This is a genomic window from Streptomyces sp. DSM 42067 (genome assembly GCF_055792885.1).
In genome coordinates this window covers 2,568,435-2,583,721 of sequence record NZ_CM147706.1, presented here as the reverse complement: position 1 = coordinate 2,583,721, position 15,287 = coordinate 2,568,435, and the positions used below count along the sequence as shown (strand labels likewise).

The 15,287-nt window shown below is 70.1% G+C and carries 14 protein-coding genes; 7 read left to right on the top strand and 7 right to left on the bottom strand.

Features of this window, described 5'->3' with window-relative positions; genetic code table 11:
- Positions 1 to 150: 150 nt before the first annotated feature.
- Positions 151 to 1,014 (top strand): methyltransferase domain-containing protein, encoded by an 864-nt coding sequence (locus ACSMXV_RS12115; RefSeq protein ID WP_473177648.1) that lies wholly within the window; start codon positions 151 to 153, stop codon positions 1,012 to 1,014.
- A gap of 24 nt (positions 1,015 to 1,038) precedes the next feature.
- Here ACSMXV_RS12115 and ACSMXV_RS12110 read toward each other — a convergent pair whose 3' ends face one another.
- Positions 1,039 to 2,115, bottom strand: coding sequence for a carbohydrate kinase family protein (locus tag ACSMXV_RS12110; protein ID WP_473178901.1), 1,077 nt, complete (start codon positions 2,113 to 2,115; stop codon positions 1,039 to 1,041).
- A gap of 122 nt (positions 2,116 to 2,237) precedes the next feature.
- A complete protein-coding gene (locus tag ACSMXV_RS12105) occupies positions 2,238 to 3,143 on the bottom strand; it encodes a pseudouridine-5'-phosphate glycosidase (RefSeq protein ID WP_473177647.1) in 906 nt (301 codons plus the stop codon).
- 99 nt (positions 3,144 to 3,242) lie between these two features.
- Between ACSMXV_RS12105 and ACSMXV_RS12100 the strand changes: the two genes are divergently transcribed.
- Positions 3,243 to 3,674, top strand: coding sequence for a VOC family protein (locus ACSMXV_RS12100; RefSeq protein ID WP_473177646.1), 432 nt, complete (start codon positions 3,243 to 3,245; stop codon positions 3,672 to 3,674).
- Positions 3,675 to 3,755: 81 nt separating this feature from the next.
- Here the strand turns inward: ACSMXV_RS12100 and ACSMXV_RS12095 are convergent, their stop codons facing one another.
- The 5 genes from ACSMXV_RS12095 to ACSMXV_RS12075 form a co-directional block, all read right to left on the bottom strand.
- The gene (locus tag ACSMXV_RS12095) at positions 3,756 to 4,019 is read right to left on the bottom strand and encodes a GlsB/YeaQ/YmgE family stress response membrane protein (RefSeq protein WP_181862180.1); all 264 of its coding nucleotides are present in this window, start codon (positions 4,017 to 4,019) and stop codon (positions 3,756 to 3,758) included.
- Positions 4,020 to 4,291: 272 nt separating this feature from the next.
- On the bottom strand, positions 4,292 to 5,554 hold the full coding sequence (locus ACSMXV_RS12090) for an MFS transporter (protein WP_473177645.1): 1,263 nt from the start codon (positions 5,552 to 5,554) through the stop codon (positions 4,292 to 4,294).
- Positions 5,551 to 5,691: a hypothetical protein gene (locus ACSMXV_RS12085; RefSeq protein ID WP_473177644.1), complete on the bottom strand. Its 141-nt coding sequence runs from the start codon at positions 5,689 to 5,691 to the stop codon at positions 5,551 to 5,553. Before ACSMXV_RS12085 ends, ACSMXV_RS12090 begins: the two co-directional genes overlap by 4 nt.
- 165 nt (positions 5,692 to 5,856) lie before the next feature.
- Positions 5,857 to 6,432: a methylated-DNA--[protein]-cysteine S-methyltransferase gene (locus ACSMXV_RS12080; protein ID WP_473177643.1), complete on the bottom strand. Its 576-nt coding sequence runs from the start codon at positions 6,430 to 6,432 to the stop codon at positions 5,857 to 5,859.
- A 149-nt stretch (positions 6,433 to 6,581) separates the two neighbouring features.
- Positions 6,582 to 7,454 (bottom strand): glycerophosphodiester phosphodiesterase, encoded by an 873-nt coding sequence (locus tag ACSMXV_RS12075; RefSeq protein ID WP_473177642.1) that lies wholly within the window; start codon positions 7,452 to 7,454, stop codon positions 6,582 to 6,584.
- Positions 7,455 to 7,739: 285 nt separating this feature from the next.
- Between ACSMXV_RS12075 and ACSMXV_RS12070 the strand changes: the two genes are divergently transcribed.
- The 5 genes from ACSMXV_RS12070 (at position 7,740) to ACSMXV_RS12050 (ending at position 15,170) form a co-directional block, all read left to right on the top strand.
- On the top strand, positions 7,740 to 8,579 hold the full coding sequence (locus tag ACSMXV_RS12070; RefSeq protein ID WP_473177641.1) for an MHYT domain-containing protein: 840 nt from the start codon (positions 7,740 to 7,742) through the stop codon (positions 8,577 to 8,579).
- 69 nt (positions 8,580 to 8,648) lie between these two features.
- The gene (gene uvrB, locus ACSMXV_RS12065; protein ID WP_473177640.1) at positions 8,649 to 10,805 is read left to right on the top strand and encodes an excinuclease ABC subunit UvrB; all 2,157 of its coding nucleotides are present in this window, start codon (positions 8,649 to 8,651) and stop codon (positions 10,803 to 10,805) included.
- 161 nt (positions 10,806 to 10,966) lie between these two features.
- Complete coding sequence (locus ACSMXV_RS12060; RefSeq protein WP_181862174.1) at positions 10,967 to 11,545, top strand: TerD family protein; 579 nt, start codon at positions 10,967 to 10,969, stop codon at positions 11,543 to 11,545.
- Positions 11,546 to 11,777: 232 nt separating this feature from the next.
- Positions 11,778 to 13,802, top strand: a complete 2,025-nt coding sequence (locus tag ACSMXV_RS12055; protein ID WP_473177639.1) for a TerD family protein — start codon at positions 11,778 to 11,780, stop codon at positions 13,800 to 13,802.
- 351 nt (positions 13,803 to 14,153) lie between these two features.
- Positions 14,154 to 15,170: a TerC/Alx family metal homeostasis membrane protein gene (locus ACSMXV_RS12050; protein WP_473177638.1), complete on the top strand. Its 1,017-nt coding sequence runs from the start codon at positions 14,154 to 14,156 to the stop codon at positions 15,168 to 15,170.
- The last annotated feature ends 117 nt before the right edge of the window (positions 15,171 to 15,287 follow it).

Sequence of the window (15,287 nt, the reverse complement as noted above, 5' to 3'; positions counted from 1 at the left end):
GAGCTCCTTGCGCTGGACCCGATGACTTGACGAGCCAGTCTGCCAGGATGCGCCACACTCGGTGATTGGGCTGTGGGAACGGAATGATCCGCTTCGGAACGTGACTGTCAACTGCATGGGGCGAACCGGGCGGACTGTAATGATCAGCGCATGACCCAAACTGACGGACATTTCGTCGACGGCAGGCAGACACCGACAGAGACACAGACGCAGAGGCAGCCCCCGACGCAGGCGCCGACGCCGACGAAGACCGAGGCCGGGCGGCGATTCGACGCCCTCGCCGCCCTGTTCGACCCCACGACGTTCCGGCACATCGAAAAGCTCCGCATCGGCCCGGGCGGGCGTTGTTGGGAGGTCGGGGCCTACGGCACCTCCGTGGTCACCTGGCTCGTCAAGAAGGTCGGGCCCACCGGGAGGGTCCTCGTGACCGACACCGACATCTCCCGGGTGGCATCGGCGGCCCGCCCACCTGTCGAGGTCCGGCGCCACGACGTGGGCGCGGAGCCGCCGCCCGGCGAGAGCTTCGACCTCGTGCACGCCCGGCACGTCCTCGTTCATGTGCCGGACCACGCACGGGCGCTGCAGTCCATGGTCAAGGCCCTGCGGCCCGGCGGACACCTGCTCGTCGAGGACACCGACCCGGCCTTGCAACCTCTTCTCTGTCCCGACGAGCACGGGCCCGCCCAGGAGTTGGCGAACCGGCTGCGCCAGGCATTCCGTGCGCTGCTCGCCGAGCGCGGCGCCGACCTCTCGTACGGCCGAAGGCTGCCCCGGCTGATGCGCGAGGCCGGGCTGCGCCAGGTGGAGGCGGACGTCCACTTCCCGCTCGCCTCGCCGGCTTGCGCCGAGCTGGAGACCGCGACCGTCCAGGAAGTGCGCGCTCATCTTGTCTCCGCCGGACGTGCCACCGACGAGGAGATCGACCGACACCTCATGAATGTGGCCGCCGGCGAGATGGACCTCGCCACCGCGCCGATGATCTCCGCCTGGGGACGCAAGGCACGAAAGGCATGAGAAAACAGGCGCCGGGCGGTGCGCCTACCGCCCGTGCGCCGACAACCCCTGCCCCCAAACCGATCCCTCCTGAGCCGATCCCTGCTGAGTCGATGCTTCCGGAGCAGGACGCTCCGGAGCCGTACCCTCCGGAACCGGTCCCTGCGGCGCCGAGTCATCCGGCGCGGGTCCCGGCAGTGCCGACTCATCCGGCCTGGCGCCCACCTGCTGCACTGCCCATGCCCCCGCGTGGCATCCCTCGATGGCCGCCGTCTCCGCCTCCGCGCCCGTGAGCAGGGCGGCGAGGAACGCACCGGTGAAGGCGTCGCCGGCGCCCGTCGTATCCCGTGCGGTGGCGGGCACCGCGGGAATCCGGGCCCGTACCCCTCCCGCGCGCGCCACCACTGCGCCCTCGGCGCCCCGCTTGACCACGACCAGAGGGAAATGACGGCTCAGCGCGGCTGCCGCGTCCACCTCGTCCGGCACGCCGGTGAGCCACCGCGCCTCGTCCCCGCTGGGCAGCAGTACGTCGATGCCCTGGGCCAGTTCCAGAAACCGGTCCACTCCCAGCTCCCGGAGAAAGCCGGCCGAGGCTGGGTCCATGCTCACCGGCACCCCACGCGCGCGTGCCGACGACACAGCGGCCTTCACCAGGGCCCGGCTCGGCCTGGAGAAGCACAGGTAGCCCGACAGATGCAGCCGCGCGACGCCGTCCAGCAGCGATGGTGACCAGTCGGCAGGCGAGAGCCGTAGGGACGCCCCGCTATCCGTGAGGAAGGTGCGCTCCGCAGATGCGCCCGCGTCGACCAGACAGATCACCGTTCCCGTGGGTGCCTCCGGATCCACGACGAGGCGGGGGCGCACCCCCGTGGCCGTCAGGGCCCGCTCGTGCCACGTCGCGGATTCGGCACCGACCCGTCCCAGCAGTCGTACGTCCGCGCAGCCCCAGCGGGCCGCCCAGCAGGCGACATTGGCGCCCGCGCCGCCCGGCAGCGTCCGGATCGTCGCCGCCGTGTCCGTGCCGGGGGCGAGCGGCGCGTGGTGCTGGGCCACGACGTCCGTGATGACGTCGCCGACCACCAGCAGCGCACCCGGCGCACCGGGCGCACTCTGCTTCCCCAGCGCGCTCGGAGTCCCGGATCCCCGCGGCGCGCCCCGCGTTTCCAGCGCACTCGGCGCTCTCGACACCCCCGGCGCACCGGTGTCTGCGGCCGTCACGCCGGCCGCGTTGTGATCGGTTGCCGTCACGCCGGGGACCAGGCCGCCGCGATGCGTGCCGCCAGCCGTACGTTGCCGCGCACTGCCGACAGATTGGCGCGCAGGGAGGCACCGTCGGTGTGCCGCACCAGATAGTCCAGCAGGAACGGCGTGACCGCCTGTCCCGTGACGTGCTGCTCGTCGCAGGCCCGCAACGCCTCGGCGAGCACGCGCGCGTGCAGTGCGGGATCGAGTTGTTCGGTCTCGGGCACGGGGTTGGCGACGATCAGGGCCGACTCGGGGCCGCCGAGCGTGTCCTGGGCGCGCATCACGTCCGCGACCTCGGCGGGCGAGTTCAGCGTCCACTCGACCGGATGCCCCGAGTCGGACAGATAGAAGCCGGGGAAGCGCGCCGTGCCGTACCCTGCCACCGCCACACCCAGGGTCTCGAGGCGCTGGAGCGTCGCTGCCACGTCCAGGATCGACTTCACGCCCGCGCACACCACCGTGATACGGGTACGCGCCAGCAGCCCCAGGTCGGCCGATTCGTCCTGGGTCACCGTCCACTGGCGATGCACCCCGCCGAGCCCGCCCGTCGCGAACACCCGTACTCCCGCGCGCGCGGCGAGCAGCGCCGTCGCCGACACGGTCGTCGCCCCGCTCGCCCCAGCGGCGACCGCGAGGGCGAGATCCCGGTGTCCCAGTTTGCGGATGCCGCCCTCGTTCGCGATCCGCTCCAGCTGTTCTTTGTCCAGGCCCACATGGGGCCGCCCGTCCAGCACCGCGATCGTCGCGGGAACAGCGCCCTCCGTACGCACGACCGCCTCGAGCTCCAGCGCCACCTGCAGATTGCGCGGGCGGGGCAGCCCGTGCGCGATGATCGTGGACTCCAGCGCCACGACCGGCCGCCGTGCCGCGACCGCCTCCCGTACTTCCTCGGACACCACCAGCACGCGCCTGCCTCCTGCCTGTCGGACTCCCCCTCATCCCTGGCAGCCGCGGCGCCCGGTCAAACCCTTGTGCGGCGGAGGAGACCGCAGCAGCCTGGGGGCATGACAGACACCGCGCGCCTCGACCATGTCGTCCTGTGGGTGAGCGATCCCCTCGCCTCGGCGGAGTTCTACGAGAAGGTGGTGGGCCTGACACCGGTGCGACTTCCGGAATTCGCCGAGGGAAAGGTCTCCTTCCCGTCCGTCAGGCTCAACGAGGAGACCATCTTCGACCTGGCCCCACTGTCCCTTGCCGAGCGGATGAACGCAGTTCCGGGCGCGGCTGACAGCGCCGGGCACCCGGTGAACCACGTCTGTATCTCCCTGTCTGGAGACGACTTCGACGCCCTGCACGCCCGGCTGGAGGAGCGCGGCACTCCCGTGTCGGAGTTCTCCCACGGCGCGTTCGGCGCCCGTGGAAACGCCCGGCGCAGTTTCTACTTCCGTGACCCGGACGGCAACATCTTCGAGGCCCGGCACTACGACTCGGCATGACGCAGGGGGCGCGGCCGGGGTCATCGTGCCGCCAGGCCGCCGTGCCGTTGGGCCGGCGGCCCCTTGGGCCACCGCAGGGTGTCAGCGGCGAACGCGTCCGCGGTCGAGCATCGCGACCCCGAGCGCCGCCAGGCCGATCTGAATCAGCCACTCGGCCCAGTCGACACCATCGGTGTCGGCCACTCCGAGCCCGGCTGCGATGGCCGAGCCGAGCAGCGCGGCCACGATGCCCACCAGGATCGTCAACAGGATGCCGATCCGCTGCCGGCCGGGCAGCACGAGGCGCCCGAGAGCGCCGATGACGATGCCGATCACTATCGCGCTGATGATGCCGGAGATCTCCATGTCCCCACGACTCCCTCTGCGATCCGGCTGCATTGCGGCGAGCGGGCGGCATCAGGCTCACGTCCTGCTCCCGCCACGCCTTCCCGTGCCCGGTGCGTTCACCAACTGCCTTCCCCCTGGAGCGGGTTCCAGTCCGAGTGTGCGGGAGCACGACAGCGTTTCCCGGTACTGCGGGAGCACGACAGCGTTTCCCGGTACTGCGGCGGGCGCGCTTCCCGGCTCGGCGGTGAATGACGCTCCTCGATCGTTCAGCGTTGTGCGCCTAGGACAGCTCAGCGAGCGCGGGTGAACAGGGCGAGCGCGGCGAGCGGCAGCAGGAGGCCAGCGGCGATCAGGTTGAGCCAGCCGTAGCTTGCCTGCGCGACCACGAGACCGGCTGCCGCGCCCCCGAGGCCCGCCGCCGTGTTCATCGTCAGGTCCGAAACGCCCTGCGCAGCGGCCCGCGCCGGCCCCGGGACGGAGTCGGTGAGCAGCGCGGAACCGGAGACCAGGCCTGCCGACCAGCCGAGCCCCAGCAGAAACAGGCCCGCGGTGCTCTGCGCATGGCTGCCTCCCGCGGTGCCCGCGACCAGCGCCGCGCAGGCCAGAAGCCCGACGGACAGCCCGATCACGGAGAGCCGGCCGAACCGGTCCGAGAGCCGCCCCATCACCGGCGAGAACGCGTACATGCCCGCGATGTGGACACTGATGACCAGACCGATGAGGTCGATGCTCGCGCCGTGATGGCCCAGGTCCACCGGGGTCATCGACATGATCGCGACCATGGCGGTGTGGGAGACGGCGACCGTCGCCAGTGCCAGCCGGGCGCGTGGCGAGGCGGCGACCGCGGCGATTCCCGCCCGGATGGAGCGGCCTTCGGGGGACTGCTCATCGGCGGGGGAGAGGGCGCGGGCGGTCAGCAGCGGGTCGGGGCGCAGCAGGACCAGCACCAGCACCGCCGCGACCAGGAAGACGCCGGCAGCCCAGAGGAAGGGGCCCGCTGCCGGGGGTATGCCGAGTCCGGAGGCGCTGGCCCCCGCGGGCGCCGCGATGTTCGGGCCGAGGACTGCCCCGATCGTCGTCGCCCACACGACATTCGCGATGGCCCGGGCCCGCCGCTGGGGCTCCGCCAGATCCGCGGCCGCGAACCGCGCCTGCAGATTCGCGGACGAGGCGGCACCGAACCCCGCCATGCCCACCAGGAGGAGCGGAAAGCTCCCCACGACCGCAGCCACGACGACGATTCCCGCGCCCAGCGCCCCGATCACATAAGCCAGTACCAGACCGGGCCGGCGGCCGCGGGCGGTCATCAGCGCGGCCAGCGGCACCGACAGCAGCGCCGTGCCCGCGACGGTGGCCGTGGGCGCGAGCCCGGCCAGCGCCTCGGTGCCGCTGACCTGCTGGGCCAGTACGGCGGCCAGGGCGATGCCGGTGGCAACGCCCAGCCCGCCGAGTATCTGACTGGCGATCAGTACCACGGATATTCGGCGCCGCAGGGCGGCCATCGCGTCCGGTGCGATGGACGCGGCGGCGTCCCGCCGCTCTGTGGCGCTCATCGCACGTACCCCCGGTCGGCCGTCGAGCCGAGCGCGGCTGCGGAGACAGGTCCGGCGGGCAGCGGCAGCCGCATCCGGATCGGCAGCCGCCGGGCGTAGGCACCCGGCTCGAGCACGGTGGATGAGGAAGAGGTCACCGGCGCAGTGTGTCAGCCCGCACTGACATCCGGACCCCGGATGTCGCGCATATCGCTCAGGGCTCACTCCACCCCAGGAGCGGGGCGGCAGGGCTGAGGCGTCCACGGCAGGGCGGCGGCGCCCCCCCGTAGCGGTCGGAAGGTGATCGGAGCATCGCATCCGGCTCAGAACAGCGGCTGGGGCAGCACGCCCTCCAGGGCGAGGAGCTGCCGCTTGGTCTCCAGGCCGCCGCCGAACCCGCCGATGCCGCCGTCGCTCTCCACCACCCGGTGGCACGGCACGACGACGGGCAGCGGATTGGCACCCATGGCCATCCCGACCGCCTGTGCCGCGCCAGGCTGGCCCACCCGGGCGGCCAGGTCGCCATAGCCCACGACCGCGCCGTACGGCACGGCTGCCGCCAGTTCTCGCAGGACCTGGCGGTTGAAGCCGGAGGCCAGGGTCCAGTCCAGCGGAAGGTCGAAATCGTGCCGTGCACCGGCGAAGTACGCGGCGAGCTGACGTATGGGCTCGGCCAGCAGCGGCGAGTCGGGAGCCTCGGCCGGCTCGGTGCCGAGACGCGCGGCGAGCCGCTCGACCGCTTTGTCCCGCACCGCGTCCGAGGCGTGGAAGACGACGTTGACCAGGCCGTCCTCGGTCGCGGCCAGCAGCAGCGGCCCGATGTCGGTGCCGACGACGGTCCATACGACCTGCTGCCCGGACTGCCCCTCTTGCTGCTCGCACTGCCCATCGCTGTTCATGCGGACCACCGTACGACCCGGCACTGACAACGGCCCGGCACGGATCGTGGCCCAGGGCTGCGGACAGGTGCGGACGGGCATTGCACCGCCCGCACCCCGCGCACCGCCGTCCCCGGGACCGGCCTGATGGCAGTCGGCAGGGGCCGGACTCAGCCCTCGGCCACGGCCCTGCGGACGACGTCAGGGGCGTTCGTGATGATGCCGTCCACACCGAAGCCCGCGGCTCGCCGTGCGTTCGCCGCGCTGTCGACGGTCCAGGTGAAGATCTCCAGCGGCTTGCCGTGCGGTCCCTCGAGGGCGTGGATCGCGGACACGTAGTCGGCGGATATCGAGGTGTGCGTGGAGTTGATCTGGTCGGCGAACTCGGCGTACTTCGGCAGGTCCGCGGCCGCCGGCGTGCCGAGGAAGCCCGTCTTGATGTCGGGCCGCAGTGCGTGCACCGTCTGGACGCTCTGCGCGCTGAAGCTCTGGATGACGAGCTTGCTGCCGACGTGGGTACGGTCGAGCCAGCCCTCGTTGTCCAGCACACGCAGGGTCTGCTGCTCGATGCCCGCGTACAGCTCCGGCTTCTTGATCTCCAGAACGAGCTTCTGGTGGTGATGCGAGACCCGGTTCATGTACTGCTTGAGCGTCGGCACGCGCGCGCCGGCGTACTCGGGGCCGAACCAGCTGCCGGCGTCGAGCCGGGCGATCTCGGCCGCGGTGAAGTCCGCGACCTTCCACGGGGCACGGTCGGGGAAGACCTCCTCGACGTTCGTCGTCCGCTTCAGGTTGTCGTCGTGGATCACCACGAGCTCGCCGTCCCTAGTGCGCTGAACGTCGTTCTCGACCCAGCGGAACCCCATGTCGGCCGCACGGTCGACGGCTGCGAGAGTGTTCTCGGGGGCGTAGGCGGAGGCGCCGCGGTGGGCTATGACCAGCGGTTCATCGTGCTCGGCGGCGTGAGCGGAGGCTGTGGGGAGGATGAGTGCGCTGACTCCCAGGAGCGCGGCGGCGGTTGCTGCGGCAGGGCGTGCGTACACGTGTACTCCTCGCATTCGTCAGTTCACGGACTGAGATCACGGACTGCTCGAGCGTGACAGCAGAGGAGCAACGGAAGACAGGTGCAGGATGGCCAGGCGTTGAACAAAGGCGCCCGACGCCGGTTGTGCGCCCCGCACGCGCGCGATGGCTACCAATTCTTTGCAGGAAAATCGCTCGCCCATTCCGGGCGGGCCATACTCTCTGCCTCAAGTACGCCCGCTCAGGCGACCATGGGGCAGGGGCCGCACAGAGATCGCAGGGCATAAAGGGTGGAAGGGTTGCGCATGCAGGGCACGGTCGACGGATTCAGCTATGGACTCGTCACCCCGGTGGTGGCCTATCTGATGGCCTGTCTTGGTGGCGCGCTTGGTCTGCGGTGTACGACCAGGGCGCTCCGCACGCGGTCCTGGCGGCCCGGCTGGCTCGCCCTCGGCTCGGCGGCGATCGGGGCCGGAATCTGGACCATGCACTTCGTCGCGATGATGGGCTTCACCGTCAGAGGGATCCCGATCCACTACGACACGCTCACGACCTTCGCGAGCCTGGGCATCGCTGTCGTCATGGTCGGCATCGGGATCTTCATCGTCGGCTACCGGGGCGCGAAGGGCGCGGCCCTCTTCACCGGGGGCACCATCACAGGGCTGGGCGTCGCGTCGATGCACTACCTGGGAATGGCCGGAATGCGTCTGCCCGGAGAGCTGGAGTACAACACCGTCATGGTCGCCGTCTCCGTGGTGATCGCCATGGCGGCCGCCACCGCGTCCCTGTGGGCCGCCGGCCAGGTCAGGGGATTCCGGTGGAGCCTGGGCGCGAGCCTCGTCATGGGCCTCGCCGTCAGCGGCATGCACTACACCGGTATGGCGGCCCTCCGTGTCCAGGTGCACGGGTCGACCGGATCTCCGGTCGACCACTCGCCCGCCGAGCTGCTTGCGCCCATGATGATCGGCCCGCTGGTCATCCTCGTCGTGGCCGGCGCGGTCGTGATGCTCGACCCGCTGCTGGTGATGGGCAGGCCCGCCTGGCAGGGCGCCACCGGTGCGCCGGTCTCCGCACCCCGCACGGCTGCGGGCGCCGGCCACCGTCCGCCGCGCCCCGGCCGCCCCCGCACCCCGCAGAGCTGGTGACCAGTCCCTGACCTGCACAAATCTGCTGACTCTCCCCCGTTGTCAGTGGGGGGTCGTACGGTGGATTCCATGCGGCCCGTATCCAAGATCGAACGCACGGTGGCGCCCTTCGAGGTCGTCAGCCCCTACCAGCCCAGCGGCGACCAGCCGACGGCCATCGCCGAGCTGGAGCGGCGCATCAGCGCAGGTGAGAAGGACGTCGTCCTGCTTGGTGCGACCGGCACCGGCAAGTCCGCGACCACCGCGTGGATGATCGAGAAGCTCCAGCGCCCCACACTCGTGATGGCGCCGAACAAGACGCTGGCCGCCCAGCTGGCGAACGAGTTCCGCGAGCTGCTGCCCAACAACGCCGTCGAGTACTTCGTCTCGTACTACGACTACTACCAGCCCGAGGCGTACGTCCCGCAGTCGGACACCTACATCGAGAAGGACTCCTCGATCAACGAGGAGGTCGAGCGCCTGCGCCACTCCGCGACGAACTCGCTGCTGACGCGCCGCGACGTCATCGTGGTCGCCTCGGTTTCCTGCATCTACGGCCTCGGTACTCCCCAGGAGTACGTGGACCGGATGGTGCCGCTCAAGGTCGGCGACGAGATCGACCGGGACGAGCTGCTGCGCCGCTTCGTCGACATCCAGTACACGCGCAACGATGTGGCGTTCGCCCGGGGCACCTTCCGAGTCCGCGGCGACACCATCGAGATCTTCCCGGTCTACGAGGAACTGGCCGTCCGTATCGAGATGTTCGGCGACGAGATCGAGGCGCTCTCCACCCTGCATCCGCTGACCGGCGAGGTCATCAGCGACGACGAGCAGCTCTACGTCTTCCCGGCCTCCCACTATGTGGCGGGCCCGGAGCGCATGGAAAAGGCCGTCAACGGCATCGAGAAGGAACTCGAGGAACGCCTCGCCGAGCTGGAGAAGCAGGGCAAGCTCCTGGAGGCCCAGCGGCTGCGCATGCGCACCACCTACGACCTGGAGATGCTCCGCCAGATCGGTTCCTGCTCCGGCGTCGAGAACTACTCGATGCACTTCGACGACCGCGAGCCCGGCTCCCCGCCCAACACCCTCCTCGACTACTTCCCGGACGACTTCCTGCTCGTCATCGACGAGTCGCACGTCACGGTCCCGCAGATCGGCGCCATGTACGAGGGCGACGCCTCCCGCAAGCGCACCCTCGTCGAGCACGGATTCCGGCTGCCGTCCGCCCTGGACAACCGCCCGCTGAAGTGGGAGGAGTTCCAGGAACGCATCGGGCAGACCGTCTATCTCTCGGCGACCCCTGGTCAGTACGAACTCTCGCGCGGGGACGGCCACGTCGAGCAGATCATCCGGCCCACGGGCCTGGTCGACCCTCAGGTCGTGGTCAAGCCCACCCAGGGACAGATCGACGACCTGGTGCACGAGATCCGGAAGCGCACCGAGAAGGACGAGCGCGTGCTGGTCACCACGCTCACCAAGAAGATGGCCGAGGACCTCACGGACTACTTCCTGGAACTGGGCATCCAGGTCCGCTATCTGCACAGCGACGTCGACACCCTGCGCCGCGTCGAACTCCTTCGCGAACTGCGGTCCGGCGAGTTCGACGTGCTGGTCGGCATCAACCTGCTGCGTGAGGGCCTCGACCTCCCCGAGGTGTCCCTGGTGTCGATCCTCGACGCCGACAAGGAGGGCTTCCTGCGCTCGGGGACCTCGCTGATCCAGACCATCGGCCGCGCGGCGCGCAACGTCTCCGGCCAGGTCCATATGTACGCCGACAAGATCACCCCGGCGATGGAGAAGGCCATCGAGGAGACCAACCGCCGCCGGGAGAAGCAGATCGCGTACAACAAGGAGAAGGGCATCGACCCGCAGCCGCTCCGCAAGAAGATCAACGACATCGTCGCGACCATCGCGCGGGAGGAGGTCGACACCGAGCAGCTGCTGGGCACGGGGTACCGCCAGGCGAAGGACGGCAAGGGCGGCAAGGTGCCGGTGCCCTCGCGCGGCGGTGCGGCGGCCGAGGCCGGCAAGGGCGCCAAGCCGGCCAAGTCCGCCAAGGGCAAGGCGAAGGAGACCGTGCCCACCGACCGCCCGGCGGCCGAACTCTCCGGCCAGATCGAGGAGTTGACCGAGCGGATGCGTGCCGCTGCCGCCGATCTGCAGTTCGAGATTGCGGCGAGGCTGCGTGACGAGGTGTCGGAGATGAAGAAGGAGCTGCGGCAGATGAAGGAGGCGGGCCTGGCCTGACCTGACGTGCCGATCCTGCGGGTCCCGCTGTGACCACCGGGAGTGTTGCAAGACCGACACAAAGTGCTGCCCCGTGTGCGGCACTGTCAGTGGCCCTGCATAGGGTGCTCGGCAACCGCACTGAGAGCGGTTCAGGGGAGAGTTCGAGAGGGGAACAGCACGTGACGGTCAACATGACCAAGGGTCAGGCCATCAGTCTGCAGAAGAACGACGGGGGCACCCTGACCGCGGTACGTATGGGTCTCGGCTGGCAGGCGGCCCCGAGGCGCGGACTGTTCGGTACGCGCACCCGGGAGATCGACCTTGACGCCTCGGCCGTGCTGTTCGCGGACAAGCAGCCGGTGGACGTCGTGTTCTTCCGCCACCTCGTCAGCGACGACGGCTCCGTGCGACACACCGGTGACAACCTCGTCGGCGGTGTGGGTCAGGGCGGGGACGACGAGGCGATCCTCGTCGACCTGCAGCGCCTTCCGGTCCACATCGACCAGATCGTCTTCACCGTGAACTCGTTCACGGGTCAGACGTTCCAGGAGGTGCAGAACGCGTTCTGTCGCCTGGTCGACGAGACCAACGGCCAGGAGCTCGCTCGCTACACGCTCGACGGCGGCGGCGCGTACACGGCACAGATCATGGCGAAGGTGCACCGCGCCGGCTCGGGATGGCAGATGACCGCCCTGGGCACGGCGGCCAACGGCCGTACCTTCCAGGACCTGATGCCGTCGATCCTGCCGCACCTGTAGTCCACGGCGGGCACCACCCGCACGAGCACCGGCGGCACGCACACGCGCACCACCAGGTGAGCACCCACCGGCGCGGGATCTCCAGCTCGCACACCACGAGCTGGAGCATCCGCGTTCGCACGGCCGTGCACTGGCGCGCGACGGCCTCGCGGCGCCAACACCACCAGCCCACCAGTACGGACAGTACGCAGCCTTGAGCAGCCCTGGCTGCTCGAAGAGGGGGACGAAGGCGATGACGGCCGAGCTGGTCCGGGGGCAGAACCACCCCCTCACCCAGACCCGTCTGGAAATCCGGGTATCGGCCGGCAAGCCGGTCGTGGCGGGTGCCACGCTCAGCGACGAGCAGGGCAGGGTGCAGGGCGCGGAATGGGTGGTCCATCCCGGATCACCGACTCTGCCCGGGCTCGAGGTCTCCAAGCAGGCCGCGGCCGACCATCGTCTCGCGGTGGACCTGGGCGTGCTGCCCGAGTCAGTGCACCGGGTCAGTGTGCTGCTCGCGCTGCCCGTGGGTGTCGGAGGACCGGTCTGCTTCGGCGCCGTCGCCGCTCCCTTCGTCGCGGTCACCGGACTCGACGGCAGCGAGGTCGCCAGCTACACCATCACGGGACTGGACGCCGAGTCCGCCGTGGTCGCCCTGGAGCTCTACCGTCGGCACGGCGCCTGGAAGGTACGCGCCATCGGCCAGGGGTACGCGGGCGGCCTCGCCGAGCTGCTGTCCGATCAGGGCCTCACGGGAGCGGCTGGGCAGCTCGCGCAAGCGATCAACGATGCGGTGACGCAGGGCCTCGCCCGCTCGGTCGCGGCGCCGCCGCCGCGCCCGTCGGACGAGACCCGGGTGCGTACGGCATCGCCTGGCGCAGGGGCGACTGGAGCAGGAGGATCGGGTGGGCAGGGGGGACCCGGCATGGCTGAGCCTTCCGCTGGCTCTCCCGGTGCGGCACTGTCCGCCGGGTCGGCGAGCCCCATGGATCCGGAATCCGCAGCCTCCGGCGCCCAGCCCGCACCGGGTGGCGGCGGTGCACCCTCTTCCGGCGGGCCCGTCAACTACACGCATCCGCGCCGCCAGACCACCGCGCCTCCGCCGCCACCGCCCACCGCGACTCCGGCCGGACCCGGGCAGTCCGCCCAGCCGGTCGCGGGCGACGCCACAGGCTGGTCCATGGAGGAGCGGCTCTACAACCAGGTGTGGGGCATGTTCGAGGACCTCGCCCGCACGGCTGCCGCCTACCGCAGCGCCGTCGACTTCGCCGACTCCCGCATGGAGCAGGAGCTCGACAAGGTCCTCTCCGATCCGCGCAGCCGCATCGGCGGCGCCGGTGACGCGGCGCGGGAGGCCGCCCGGGCCAAGCACGCCCAACTTGTGGACCAGGCACGGGAAGTACTCGACCGGGACATCGCCCAGCTCCGGGCCGAGGCCGACGTCGTCGAGCCGGCCCTGCCCCCCGCCTACGCCCGCTGGGACAACCCGGTCTGGCATGCCTACCGCGCGCCGACGGAGATACCTATGGCCCTGCGCCTGGGCGACCTCCATCTGCCCGAGCGCACCGATCTTCGGATCCCGATGCTCGTCCGGCTGCCGCTGGAGCGCGGCCTGTGGATCGACAGCGGCCGGTCCTCTTCGGCCACCACCTCGTTCGCCGACTCCGGGCAGCTGCGCCGTCTCGCCATGGACGCGGCCGTCGCCCACGCCGCACGCCTGATCGCCGCGTATCCGGCGGGCGAGTTCACCGTGCACGTCATCGACGCCGCCGGCTCCGGTGCCGGTCCGCTCGCCCCTCTCGTGGCGGCCGGTGTCCTCGATGGACCGCCGGCCGTTGGTGCGGCGGGCGTCTCCGGTGTGTTCGCCAAGCTCACCCAGCGCGTGGACCTCGTGCAGATGGCGATCCGCAGCGGCGCCACGGACGCACTGCCGCCGGACCTGGACACCGCGCAGCAGCTGCTGATCGTCAACGACTTCCCGGGCGCCTTCGACGACCGCGCCGTGACCCAGCTGCGCTACCTCGCGGACGAGGGCCCGGACGTCGGTGTCCATCTGATGCTGGTGGCCGACCGCGAGGACGCCGCGGCGTACGGTCCGTTGCTCGACCCTCTGTGGCGGTCGCTGCTGCGCCTGACGCCGGTGCCCGACGATCACCTGGCCGACCCGTGGGTCGGTCACGCATGGACGTACGAACCGCCGCTCGTCCCGCCCGGCAGTCAGGTACTGCACCACGTGCTGAACCAGGTCGCTGCCGCCCGTCGGCCGTGGAACCGCTGAGGGGTCCTGAGGGCCCACTTCTGAGAACCCGCTGAGGACCGACGTGCCGCACCGGCGGTCGTCCCTGCCTGCGCAGGCCTGGTATCCCAAGTGCGGTAAGCACGCCTCTGACCTGCAGATTTGGTGTGTGCTTTACCTCACCCTTTACCTTTTCTTGGTAAATCAAGTACTGTTAGCTCTCGCGGAGGGGAGTACTCCTACTGCGGCGTACCCGTCAATACGGACCAGGCCAGGTCCCGGGGCGCCGGCCCGAGGCGCACGCGCATCATGCGCGACCACATGCCTCCTGGGTGGAAGAGACCTCCGGCAGCGACGCGCTGAGAAATGACGTTACGTACTGCCGGAGGCGCAGTGGATGTTTCCCTGACCCTATGGGTCCTCACGATCCTGGGCCTGAGTGCCCTGATCGCGGTCGACTTCTTCATCGGCCGCAAGCCCCATGACGTATCGATCAAGGAAGCCGGGATCTGGACCGTCGTCTGGATCGCCCTGGCGGCCCTGTTCGGGCTCGGCCTGCTGGTCTTCGGGGGCGGTCAGCCCGCCGGAGAGTTCTTCGCGGGCTTCATCACCGAGAAGTCGCTGAGTGTCGACAACCTCTTCGTCTTCGTCCTGATCATGGCGAAGTTCGCGGTGCCGTCGCAGTACCAGCAGCGCGTGCTGCTCGTCGGTGTGCTGATCGCCCTGGTGCTGCGCGCAATCTTCATCGCAGCAGGTGCCGCGATCATCGCGAGCTTCTCGTGGGTCTTCTACATATTCGGCGCGTTCCTGATCTACACCGCCTGGAAGCTGATCCAGGAGGCCAGGGCCGACGAGGAGGACGAGGAGTACGAGGAGAACCGGCTGCTCAAGGCCGCCGAGAAGCGCTTCGGCGTGGCCGACCGCTACCACGGCACCAAGCTGTGGATCGAGCAGAACGGCAAGCGCGTCATGACGCCGATGCTCGTCGTGATGCTGGCGATCGGCACCACGGATGTGCTCTTCGCGCTGGACTCGATCCCCGCGATCTTCGGTCTGACCGAGGACCCGTACATCGTCTTCACCGCCAACGCCTTCGCGCTGATGGGTCTGCGGCAGCTGTACTTCCTGATCGGCGGGTTGCTCAAGAAGCTGGTCCACCTCAGCTACGGACTGTCGGTCATCCTCGGCTTCATCGGCGTCAAGCTGGTGCTGCACGCCCTGCACGAGTCGGGCCTGCACGTCCCGGAGATCTCCATACCGGTCTCGCTCGGTGTCATCTGCACCGTCCTGATCGTCACGACCATCACCAGCCTGATGGCGACCAGGAAGCAGGCCGCGGCCGAGTCCGCGGAGGCGGCGGAGGTCGCCGAAGCAGCGGGGGAGACGTCGAAGAACAGCGTCGGCAGCTGACGGCAGCTGCGGAAGACAGCGGGTGCGGGCGATTACGCCCGAGATCGTCGGCGGCTGAGGAATCAGCCGCCGACGGTGTCACCGGCCGCGGCGGCGTGCGTGACCGCGCCCAACGGC

What these genes read in the sequence shown, in the direction of transcription:
- ACSMXV_RS12080 (WP_473177643.1), bottom strand. Translation starts at nt 6,432, where the DNA reads ATGAACAGCGATGGGCAGTGCGAGCAGCAAGAGGGGCAGTCCGGGCAG.
- ACSMXV_RS12070 (WP_473177641.1), top strand. Translation starts at nt 7,740, where the DNA reads ATGCAGGGCACGGTCGACGGATTCAGCTATGGACTCGTCACCCCGGTG.
- ACSMXV_RS12095 (WP_181862180.1), bottom strand. Translation starts at nt 4,019, where the DNA reads ATGGAGATCTCCGGCATCATCAGCGCGATAGTGATCGGCATCGTCATC.
- ACSMXV_RS12055 (WP_473177639.1), top strand. Translation starts at nt 11,778, where the DNA reads ATGACGGCCGAGCTGGTCCGGGGGCAGAACCACCCCCTCACCCAGACC.
- ACSMXV_RS12115 (WP_473177648.1), top strand. Translation starts at nt 151, where the DNA reads ATGACCCAAACTGACGGACATTTCGTCGACGGCAGGCAGACACCGACA.
- uvrB (WP_473177640.1), top strand. Translation starts at nt 8,649, where the DNA reads ATGCGGCCCGTATCCAAGATCGAACGCACGGTGGCGCCCTTCGAGGTC.
- ACSMXV_RS12090 (WP_473177645.1), bottom strand. Translation starts at nt 5,554, where the DNA reads ATGAGCGCCACAGAGCGGCGGGACGCCGCCGCGTCCATCGCACCGGAC.
- ACSMXV_RS12100 (WP_473177646.1), top strand. Translation starts at nt 3,243, where the DNA reads ATGACAGACACCGCGCGCCTCGACCATGTCGTCCTGTGGGTGAGCGAT.